Origin of the sequence: Succinivibrio dextrinosolvens (genome assembly GCF_900116345.1) — a bacterium.
GTDB lineage: Bacteria > Pseudomonadota > Gammaproteobacteria > Enterobacterales > Succinivibrionaceae > Succinivibrio > Succinivibrio dextrinosolvens_B.
Genome location: NZ_FPAH01000066.1, coordinates 1 through 10447, shown reverse-complemented (window position 1 = coordinate 10447; position 10447 = coordinate 1). Strand labels below are relative to the sequence as shown.

The window sequence follows — 10447 nt, the reverse complement described above, 5'->3', positions numbered from 1 at the left end:
ACCTGAAGCTGTATTCGGTGATATCAAATATAATCACGGTTTCAAAAGATTCAGACTGCGATCTAAAGCGAAGGTAATAATTGAATTTGGGCTTGTGGCTCTGGCTCATAATATAAGAAAATGGGCCAATATAAGAAATGAAATGAATGCGGTAATAAGTTAAAAAAGAACAAGAAATACCTTAAGCTTCCCACCTTATCTCTCTAAAAGTTCTAAAAATCTCCAATCAAAATAAATATCTCAACAAAATCGTATTTGAAAATTTCAATTCCCTAGAAATAACAAAATTCTATGTTTGAAAAATGAAAGAGGCTGACATACTTTTTAGCCAGCCTCCAGTTTACTAAATTGATGGGCTTCTAGTTAACCTTGCATTTCTTCTTTTCCAATGTTTTTAGAATGGCATTATATTCGCCGTGACTTTCTGAAATCTGGTTAGTGATTGTGTAGTTATAATCTCTGCTTGCACCCGCAGAGTTATCTGAGTTTTCAATTTTTTGAGCTTCAGATAGTTTATTTAACTTGAATACAAGCTTATCCTTTTCAGTGTTAAGTTGCTCGCAAGAATAGCGGTCATAGCGATCCGGATACACATATTTTGGTGTAATCTTATGACCACTACATGCAGTCAATATAACAACAATTGATGTTAAAAAGAAAAGATTGATATATTTCATTCCAAGCTCCAATGGGCTAATCATTCAATACACACATTGAATTTAAGTTGTTTTTAGAATCCTTACCGCAATATCTGCTTCGTTTTGACATTCTCTTAAGATTGTTATCAATTGCTTTCTTTAAAGAGCCAACCCATTTGTAATAAGCCTTATGAATTTCGCCTTTTCCATTGTCGTTTAAGTTATCGCTATTCAGGTAAACAATTTCGTATTTAGTTGGTCGCGAATAGTCAATATCTACAACCATTTGGTAATAGTTCTTTGCTAAAGAAGACGCCCTAATATGATCGCCATCAACAGTATCCCAATCCCAATCAACTTTTTCACAACCATCTATAATGGCATCCTTTATTTGCTCTTTTGTCATTCCTTCAGGAATAAATCCCTCTACATTCACAATTGGTCTTGTACGTGCACAGCCAGAAATCACAAGAGCAAGAATAAAAGAAAATAAACAATTAATTATAATTTTTCTAAACATACCTATCATCCTTAAACAGTTGAAGATAACTAAAATAATTTTATGTATTTTCGATAGTTATATCTATTTATTTATTTTTATACCGTGATGGGAGAGCAATTAAAGATAACACGGCTTTTATAGCTGGGTACTATCGCTTATTTGGAGTAATACCCGCCACGTTTTCCTTATATGTATATAAAACTACAAGATTATTCTTATAAAAGTCTCAAATTTACATAATTCCATGCTTTTTAGATAATCAATTAGGTAATAATTAAATTTGAAGCAGGAATGCCAAAAATAGACTTTGATTCTTTCAAAATCTATATAACTTTTCCCTTATAAATTAAAATTGTCTAATTAAGATTCTTCTCATCGTTAATGAAATAAGCTTGTTATGCAATAACAAAACAGCCTTCCTAAGGAGTAATTGATGCCATTGGTTCCCGGAATTTACGAGAAAATAATAAATTCAGAAGTAAAGAAGCTACTCAATTCTCTAAAGGATGAACTTGTCTATTCAAGATCAATTGATCCTGCAGAAGCCTCAAAGATCCTCTCTTTATATGTTTCCTCCATACTTCATGAGGCTCTTGAATATATCTCCGATAAATGCCGTAAAGAAGATAAACTTAATAAACAGATTTCATTTGTAAACTCAGTTATTTCCAATATAAATAGGGAATTGCAGACATCGAGAGATCCTAGTGAGTTTATAGATTTATTATTGGATAAGGAAATTGATCCTGCAGGACAAGAACTTCTCTCCATCATCGATGAGCATGATCCCAGACTCCTGGATAAGAACTTTAAAGCTAAGAATATAAACAGGCCTGATACTTCGATTTTAGAGAGTACCCTTTTTACAGGATATGAGTCAGGAATCAAGCTTTACTGTGAGTTAAAGAAGGAAATTGAAACTGCTGATTCTATTGACTTAATGGTCTCCTTTATCCGGTTCTCTGGCCTTAGACTGATTCTTGATGATCTAGAAAGATTCACCCGCAGCGGACATAACCTGCGAATTGTTACAACCACCTACACTGGTGCTACTGAGTTTAAAGCAATAGAGAAGCTCTCTGAGCTAACAAATACTGAAATTAAGATCTCTTACGAAACAACACAGACCAGACATCATGCTAAAGCTTACATTTTTAATAGAAACAACGGCTTTAGCACTGCATATATAGGCTCATCAAATCTATCAAGTTCAGCAATAGGTTCTGGTCTTGAATGGAACCTTAAAATCACAGAGCAAGAACTGCCTGATATAATCAAGAAAGTTAGAGCTTCATTTCAGACCTATCTTGAGGATAAATCCTTTGTTAAATATACCAATACAGACGAGGATAGAAAGAGACTTCGTGAAGGTTTAAAACAGGCTAAAAAAGAAAAGGTAGAAGGACAATTTAATTTCTTCTTTGATATCTCGCCTTACTGGTATCAGCAGGAGATATTGGACAAACTTCAGGCTGAGCGCGAGTTGCATCATCGCTATAAGAATCTGGTGGTAGCCGCAACTGGTACCGGTAAAACTCTAATTTCAGCCTTTGATTACAAGAGATTTGCTCAAAGCCATCCTGGTAGTAAAGCTAACCTGTTATTTGTTGCTCATCGAGAAGAAATTCTCAAGCAGTCAATATCTGCTTTCAGAGCAGTATTAAAAGATCCTAATTTTGGAAGTCTGTTTGTAGGAAACTACAGACCCGAGGATTTTGAACACCTGTTTGTCTCTATCCAGACTGCTAACTCAAGAAAACTTCATCAGATCTTAGCAAAAGATTTCTACGATTATATTATTGTCGATGAGTTTCACCATGCTGCAGCTCAATCATATCAGGAGCTGTTGAATTTTTTTGAGCCAAAGATTCTTTTAGGTCTTACAGCAACACCTGAGAGAATGGATGGTCTTTCAATTCTGCCTTATTTTGATAATAGAATTGCTGCTGAAATCAGATTACCAGAAGCAATTGAGAGAAATCTGTTATGTCCTTTCCAGTATTTTGGTATATCTGATTCAACTGATCTGGATAAAATCAAGTGGTCAAAAGGTGGATATGACGTTAAAGAGCTTGAAAACGTATATACACTTGAAGAGCTCGGTGCATTACAAAGAGTTGACTGTATCTTAAATAACTTGGATAAATACATTAACTCATTAGATGAAGTACATGGACTCGGATTCTGTTGTTCTATAAAACATGCAGAGTTTATGTCACAAAAATTCAATGAAGCTCATATACCCGCTAAGTATTTAACTGCAAAATCCTCAGCAGAAGATAGAACCAAGGTTCAATGTGAACTTGAATCTGGTCAAATCAAGTTTATCTTTGTGGTTGATCTATACAATGAAGGTGTTGACATTCCTTGTATAAATACAGTCCTGTTCTTAAGACCAACAGAGTCACTTACCGTATTTCTTCAGCAGCTAGGTAGAGGCCTAAGACTCTATAATAAAAAGGAATGTCTGACTGTTCTTGATTTTGTTGGCAATTCAAATAAGAAATATCGTTTTGATGATAAGTTTAGTGCGTTACTTTATGATCCTGCCAGAAACACTCTAGAAAAAGAGATAAAGAATAATTTTCCTCACGTACCAAATGGATGTTTTATTTATCTTGAGAAAAAGGCTAAGGATGTAATTCTTGATAGTATAAAGCAGTACTCTTCTACAGAGGCTCATCTAGTAGAGCTCATTAAAGATTACTTTGATCAAAATAATCGTCAGGCCTTTGGTCTTAATGATTTTCTTAAGTTCTCTTCAAAAACTCTTGCTGATATTTACAAGAATGATTACAGCTTTAAACGTCTATGTGTAAAAGCAGGGGTTATTCCTGATTTTAAAGAGCCTCTTGAAGATGAATTCAGAAAGGCTTTTAAAAAGTTCTGTCAGATAGATTCATATAATTGGCTGGTATTTCTGATTGAAAAGTTACAGCAGATAGAATGTTTTGATCTTGCAAAGTTATCTAATAATGAACGTACCCTATTTGATATGTTCTATATCACCTTGTTTGGTCAATCCTTTGAGGTTTCTGATAGTAATGAGGTGTTATCAAATCTTCAGAAACTGAAGCAATCAAAGAATCTTGTTTCTGAAATTGTGGAGATACTTTCAATTAAGCTAGATGATATTGATCTTATTTCTCCAGTTCTCGACCTAGGTTATGAATGTCCGCTAGATGTTCACTGTACCTATTCACGAGATCAACTATTTGTGGCATTAGGTTTTAAGAAACCAAGTACTATAAGGGAAGGTGTAAAGTATCTTAAAGAGCTAAAAACAGATGTGCTTCTGGTGACTCTTAACAAAAGTGACAAGGAATACTCTCCTAGCACCATGTATGATGACTACTCTATAAATGAGAGTCAATTTTGCTGGCAGACTCAAAGTACAATCTCAGACCATACTCCTACAGCGCAGAGATACTTTAACGGAGATGGAAAGATTCTTCTTTTTGTACGAGATACCAAAAATAATTCTCTAGGTAGTGTCCCTTATACATTCCTAGGAACTGTTCATCATCACTCACATACAGGAAACCGTCCTGTGTCCATTATTTGGAAACTTGATTATCAGATACCTCCAAGATACTTGAAGAAAACTAATAAGTTATTGGTTGGTTAATCGGGCATAAGGGATACTTCATAACTTTATGAGAAGTTATCTGTTAACTGATTATTTTGGATTGATACGACGATGTTGTTTATCTCTATAATTCTGATCATGGTAATCTCTGCCGCAATCGATTTTCCTCTCATCCTTAAAATAGGTCAGATTGAGGATGAGACTCATGATCCTGCAAATACCAGAATTGTCCTGCTGTGGGCTGTAGCTGGTTTTGTTGTTCCCATCGCAGTTACGGTCATTGTGTTTAAGCTTCTGGGCTGATATAAGTTTACGTATCAAATATACGTAGGTCACTTAACTTAGCTACACTCCTTTTCACTCATATTTTTAAAACAAATTAATTTTTCTGTTGTTCTCCTATCAGTGTTCTATGCTATACAGTCTAAACTCAAACAATGGACATAGAATGTCGTCAAACATCCTGAACATATTGAAAAACAAGGTTTACTAATGGAACTTAAAAGACTTCATTTTTCTAATAGCAATGCCGACAATAATTATCCAAACTTCGAGAACCAGTTAGACACCAGATATATTTTTGAAAATGATGAGCTGAAATCTATATATGAATCCCATAAAAACGAACTTATAGATACAGCAACAGCCATGATGAGCGAATACCTAAACGACACTGAGCTCTGTAACGATTCTGAAGATATGTTTCCCCAGCCAAAGTTTTTGACCGGAGAATGGTATCTGTCTTCCGTAAATTTTGAAGACGACTGGCTGAATCTTTGTGTTAGATTCATCGGTACCGATACCGGCAGCAGATCTGACTATCTGGGGCTGGATGTTAACTTTACCTATGATAAGGATAGTGACAGCTTTGATTTTGACGGCATCGACAGTGAAGCTCTGTAGCTTTTCCCCTCTGGTACTACCCCAATATAGGTGTAAAAAAATAAAGTAATACAAAGAGATAAATGGCATACAAGAATTCTCATATATTTCTGCCTCTGGTGCAGAAGGCCAGAAAAGAAAAGTGTCTGGATAAACTGCTGGCTGGCAGAGGAAAGTGGTTTGTGGTTCAGAGGGATATGTTTGGTGATTTTCCTGAGAGACCTACCGCTGTGGATGATATTTATATTTTTGGCATCTTTGAAATTTATAAGCAGGGGGATACTGCTATAGCTCAGGAAACAGAGGATGCTATTGTTGCCATCTGTGAACAGCCGTACGACGACGATGCCTTTCTTGCCGGAGATGCTTTTTATTTTTACCTGTGTAATTTGCGTAGTGAGTCAGCTCCATTCAGAATGAATATAAAGAGAATTGAGGCGGCAATTAAAGCCTGCATTATTCGTGATAAAGAAAAGCTGCTTAATACTCACAAGTGGGTATATACGTACAGCAATACCAATGGTCCATTTGATCTCTTCCACTTTATGCAGATGCAGAATGATATTTTTCTGCCTTTAGGTGCAAATCTGTTTGGTGACTCTGTTTTTGAACGCATAGACACTCCTGAGATCGTACACATTCTAAAAAAATGTAAAAAAGATGAGATGCTAACTGTTGAATTACGTGACGGCTCTGTTGTAACAGGTGCAATCGATGAGATCTACGACGATTATGACTATATAGGTACCAAAGAGCATCCGACCTACAAAGTGATTGAACGGTGTAAGTTTGTTGTAGGTGAGGTTCTTAAGACAGGAAAAGACGAAGTCTCCTGCTGTCAGATTCTCGATTTGGCAAGACCTGCATTTGTTAAAAAAATCACGGATGAATCAGGTCATATCATATGGAAGATCTCACTGGCCAGATTCTTATTTTTGGAGCTTATGATTAAGTTGGGCAGATTTTTAACCAAACACCAGTGATATAAGAAAAGGAATGTGCGGATTTTGAATACTATTGGTCAGAATTTACAGGAAATTCTTCTAAGCAATCTCAATCCTCAAAGTGGACATTCTCAACCTATATCCGCTCAAAATGACGATCAGAGTACAATCCAGTTTCAGCTTGTATGGAAAAACGGTATTGCCTTTACAGTTAAAGGCTGGCCTCATTTTGGCTGGTTTTATGTTGAAAAGGATACTCAGATTGTGTCTCCTGCGTATGATTACCGCAGCATAGATGAGAGAACCTTATCTGTAATGCAGCACATGATAGATGAGATTGAGGCAGGGAAATACAACCACAAAAAGACTCTTAAGGATAAAATACGAGATACCATCCAGAATCGACAGCTTTCCTCCTTCATGAACTATACCAAATGGAGAGAACTCATCGGAGCTATTTCAGAAATCAAAGCTCTGCCCATTAAGTACAAAACCATCTTCGAGAATGATTGTCCTCAGGATTTCTGGACTTTAGATGGGGATGAATTTTTTCTCTCCATGGACAAGGCCTTAATAGAGTGGTTTAAAATCTCCTGTACAATCGAGAAACAGGAATACCTAGGACAGCTATTAAAGCCAAAGATGAGCGTTGTCAGTGTCAGAGATGAGGTTGAGTCGATTCTTAAGAGATATTCCATTAACTATGAGTATGATGAAAAAGATAATTCTCTAGTGATTTACGGTTATAGGTGATTTTGGTGAGATTTTGCTATGAACTGGCACAATATTGGTCCATTTACAGCGTTTTTTCTTGAAAATCTGCTTTTCTGCGGATATGCGGTCCTAGCAGCGGTATCGGCTTTTGCAGTCCATAAACTGCTTGTTGTTGAAGAAAACGGTCAGACTAAGAACGGTCAGCCGGTATATTTTCAGAGAACTCTACTAAATAAAAGTCAGCAGAAGATCTCACTTATGCTGTTTGTACTGGCTATAGCAGGTATTCTTCTCTATCAGCCAGCCTCCTTTACTATAAATTCTCTTTTGAGTCGTTTCTGTGACTTTTCGGTATTCACCCTGGGATCAGATAACTGGGAGAACTTCATTGTATTTCTGATACTGCCTCTGTGCACCTTCAGTTTTCTGTGCTCCATCGGGACAACTGTGTGGCTAGGAAAACTCACAGCAAGACTTAAGAACGAACTGCTCCTGGAAAAAAGACAGTACCATGCTGCGATAATCACTGCAGTTGTGCTCTGGAGCGGAATTCTTCTGATGACTGCTGCCCTCATGGTTCTGATGAGCTGTTACGGTAAATAGACTCTGTCTATCAGTGGGCTGTTTAAAAAGCGTAACGTGAGCGGAGCCTTGCAGATAAATCCTTTTCAAAGCTCACATTAGTACAACTGTCGAAAAAACTTTCAGTAATTTTTCTTAAAATCACGTCTCAGTCTATGTTCAGAGCCTCATTTCTTGTATTTTCCTGTTTCTGCCAAATAATAGAGGTATACCTTGGAAAAAAGAAATAACTATGTTCGCATCTATACTGCAATTCTTCAAACTTCTGATTCTGGGACACACTCCACAGGGCATCCGGGCCAGAACTATCCTGGCTGTTGTCATGACTATTGCTGTCCTTATAATTGAGGTTGCAGCCTACAGCTACTACTGGGATGAGATCCCGGATATGATCAGGTTTGATTATGATTTTAACGGTGTTCCTAATGATATAGCTGAGAAAAAGTTCATCTGGTACAATCTGCTGCTCCAGATTTTTGTCTGTATCTTTGTTTTTATCTTTAAACCGCTTCTCTACAGGATTAAAAGAGTTCAGAGCCTTCTTCGTGACAATGACGGCAGCAAGATTCCTCTTGTAGATAAACGCTGTACTCTGTTTGCCTGGGAGCTCACAATGCTCTTTGTGACCACGGAGCAGGGATATTTCTTTGATCTTGTGGATGTTATTGAAAGTCCAATGTGTGATGACATTGTCTCTGCAATCTTTGTTTTCTGGCTGATTGTTCTGGTTGCGGAATTCTACTCAGATCTGAAGAAACTCAAAAACTCGGATTCGGTTTCTGAACCGAACTCTTCTCAAGGTTGAATGAACTGTTGAATGGAGGGAGCTCTTTGTTCTAAGAGAGCAGGAATTTAAGCTGCCAGCGGTAAATTAAATTCCTGCTCACTCAGAGCAAAGTTCTTCTTATGCTTCAGGTAGCCTTTTTTAGCCTTTACCTTGCGATCTTCAAAGACCTTTGGTACGCAGAAATCCTGCACATGCATCTGCACGAAATTCCTCTGTTTTATTTTCTTTTTAGACATATTTATTTTCCTCTTAAAATGATTTAAAGCCGTTTAAAACGCTGCCGTGATTCTATCACAGAACCAATAGGCAGGATCTAGTATAGGACATGATTATTCCAGATCTGAATGGTTATATTGTTTTTTATAAAAATGAGATGAAAGATTCTAGAGATGAAAAAAGCTCTTTTTTTTCAGAGAAAGTTCTTAGTTAAAGAGCTTTTTAATAATAAATTGTTTATTTTCGTTTAATTTAAAAAAACTTTTAATAATAAAGCTGCAATTACACTGGATATGACTCCTGTGATAATAGCCGACTTATTATTTTTATGAGATTTTACTTGTTCTTCAACTGTGTCTTTGTATCTCTTTTCGAGCTCATTTCGCTTTTCTTTGAATTTATTGATATTTTTATCAAGCTCAAAGTAGTTGGATAATTCTTCCCAGATTAGAGACATCGAAGTTGATAAACTGGTGTCTATAGGCTTTTCAACGAGATATTTCATATTGTCTTGTTGTATTTCTTCCAGTTTGTCTCTAAATTTGTCCTTAATTAAAAATTGTCTAATAAGGTATCTGTAGAGGAATGATTCTTCTTTCTTTTTTTCTGTATCCAAAAGACTAATCAGTGTATTTATATCTTTATTAAATTTTAGTAAGTATGCCTGCGCTATTGCATACAGTATAGCTGTTTTATTTACCATTGGCACAACGGCTGCTTCTGGAGCAAGAATGTCTATACCCTGATTTTGAATTTTTATAAAAGTATCATTTTTAGAATCTTTTGAAACATCAGTAAAATCCTTTAAATTGGAACGATTCTCTTCAACAGCAGCACCTTCTATTTTAAAAGGCTTCTTTTGGTCATTTTGAGTTTTTACATACAGTTTATCTTTCTCACGGTGAATTACGAGTTTGATCCCGAGAAATGAAATCAAAAGATAGCTCCATTTGTTGAGGTCGTTATTCTCCAGATATTCTTTTTTATGAGAAAGTACAGATATATTAACCTGTTCAGTAATTTCAGGTTTGATGAAATTAATATGTTTACTGTTGTTATTGGTATTAGTAACTCGAGTTTCCCAGATAAAAAATTTAAGTAAATCCAGATCCACTCTTGGATTGATGCTCTTTAAAAACCTGTATTGATTTATTATCTTGCTTGAGGCAATGGAATTACCTGCTTAAGGAAGTTACAGATTCCGTTAAACCATGAGCCTAAAAGATCGTTTATGATCTGCTCTGCTTTAACAAGACAACCTTTTTTTAGCAGGCTTGCTTCTTCTAAAATCTTTGGAATAGAAATGAAGCATCTCATTAGAGAATCTATTGCTGCCTGATAAGGTATATCCTGTATCTGTTCTTTTGTAAATCTGAATAGAGCTCCTAATGAACGTTCATCTTCCTCGTACCTTCTCCAGAATTCCATCATGATGAATCTGATTGATGCAACTGATACAAAGGAGATGAGATTATCGTAGTCACGAGCATAAGTTTCAGACCCAAGTTTAAAGTACTGTTTCTGTGCTCTGAAACAGGTCTCTATAAGCCATCTTCTTGCATATAGTCTTACGATTTCACAATCATCAAGACT

Annotated in this window: 12 protein-coding genes and 1 pseudogene; 8 read left to right on the top strand and 5 right to left on the bottom strand. The window is 36.1% G+C overall.

The genetic code is table 11. The features are described 5' to 3' along the window. Window positions 1-163, top strand: a 163-nt coding sequence (locus tag BM308_RS12605; RefSeq protein ID WP_143098625.1) for a transposase, incomplete at its 5' end; no start/stop codon positions are given. 196 nt (window positions 164-359) lie between these two features. Here BM308_RS12605 and BM308_RS12600 read toward each other — a convergent pair. Continuing rightward, on the bottom strand, window positions 360-701 hold the full coding sequence (locus BM308_RS12600) for a hypothetical protein (RefSeq protein ID WP_143098624.1): 342 nt from the start codon (window positions 699-701) through the stop codon (window positions 360-362). Beyond that, window positions 694-1158: a hypothetical protein gene (locus BM308_RS12595; RefSeq protein WP_074945690.1), complete on the bottom strand. Its 465-nt coding sequence runs from the start codon at window positions 1156-1158 to the stop codon at window positions 694-696. The genes BM308_RS12600 and BM308_RS12595 overlap by 8 nt, the downstream gene beginning before the upstream one ends. 415 nt (window positions 1159-1573) lie before the next feature. Between BM308_RS12595 and BM308_RS12590 the strand changes: the two genes are divergently transcribed. The 7 genes from BM308_RS12590 to BM308_RS12560 all read left to right on the top strand — a co-directional run bounded on the left by BM308_RS12590 (window position 1574) and on the right by BM308_RS12560 (window position 8656). After that, window positions 1574-4768 (top strand): DUF3427 domain-containing protein, encoded by a 3195-nt coding sequence (locus BM308_RS12590; protein ID WP_074945688.1) that lies wholly within the window; start codon window positions 1574-1576, stop codon window positions 4766-4768. Window positions 4769-4840: 72 nt separating this feature from the next. Further along, a complete protein-coding gene (locus BM308_RS12585) occupies window positions 4841-5032 on the top strand; it encodes a hypothetical protein (RefSeq protein WP_074945686.1) in 192 nt (63 codons plus the stop codon). A 189-nt stretch (window positions 5033-5221) separates the two neighbouring features. Further along, the gene (locus tag BM308_RS12580) at window positions 5222-5632 is read left to right on the top strand and encodes a hypothetical protein (RefSeq protein ID WP_074945684.1); all 411 of its coding nucleotides are present in this window, start codon (window positions 5222-5224) and stop codon (window positions 5630-5632) included. A 62-nt stretch (window positions 5633-5694) separates the two neighbouring features. Continuing rightward, a complete protein-coding gene (locus tag BM308_RS12575) occupies window positions 5695-6594 on the top strand; it encodes a hypothetical protein (protein WP_074945682.1) in 900 nt (299 codons plus the stop codon). Window positions 6595-6618: 24 nt separating this feature from the next. Then, a complete protein-coding gene (locus tag BM308_RS12570) occupies window positions 6619-7308 on the top strand; it encodes a DUF6678 family protein (RefSeq protein ID WP_083425589.1) in 690 nt (229 codons plus the stop codon). A gap of 18 nt (window positions 7309-7326) precedes the next feature. Then, a complete protein-coding gene (locus BM308_RS12565) occupies window positions 7327-7872 on the top strand; it encodes a hypothetical protein (protein WP_074945680.1) in 546 nt (181 codons plus the stop codon). Between the two features lie 211 nt (window positions 7873-8083). Continuing rightward, window positions 8084-8656: a hypothetical protein gene (locus BM308_RS12560; protein ID WP_074945678.1), complete on the top strand. Its 573-nt coding sequence runs from the start codon at window positions 8084-8086 to the stop codon at window positions 8654-8656. Window positions 8657-8703: 47 nt separating this feature from the next. Here BM308_RS12560 and BM308_RS13425 read toward each other — a convergent pair whose 3' ends face one another. The 3 genes and pseudogenes from BM308_RS13425 to BM308_RS13420 form a co-directional block, all read right to left on the bottom strand. Next, window positions 8704-8874 (bottom strand): DUF7230 family protein, encoded by a 171-nt coding sequence (locus BM308_RS13425; RefSeq protein WP_164954369.1) that lies wholly within the window; start codon window positions 8872-8874, stop codon window positions 8704-8706. 227 nt (window positions 8875-9101) lie between these two features. Next, window positions 9102-9968: a hypothetical protein gene (locus tag BM308_RS12555; RefSeq protein ID WP_074945676.1), complete on the bottom strand. Its 867-nt coding sequence runs from the start codon at window positions 9966-9968 to the stop codon at window positions 9102-9104. A 38-nt stretch (window positions 9969-10006) separates the two neighbouring features. Further along, a pseudogene (locus tag BM308_RS13420) lies at window positions 10007-10447 on the bottom strand (hypothetical protein); the annotation flags it as partial.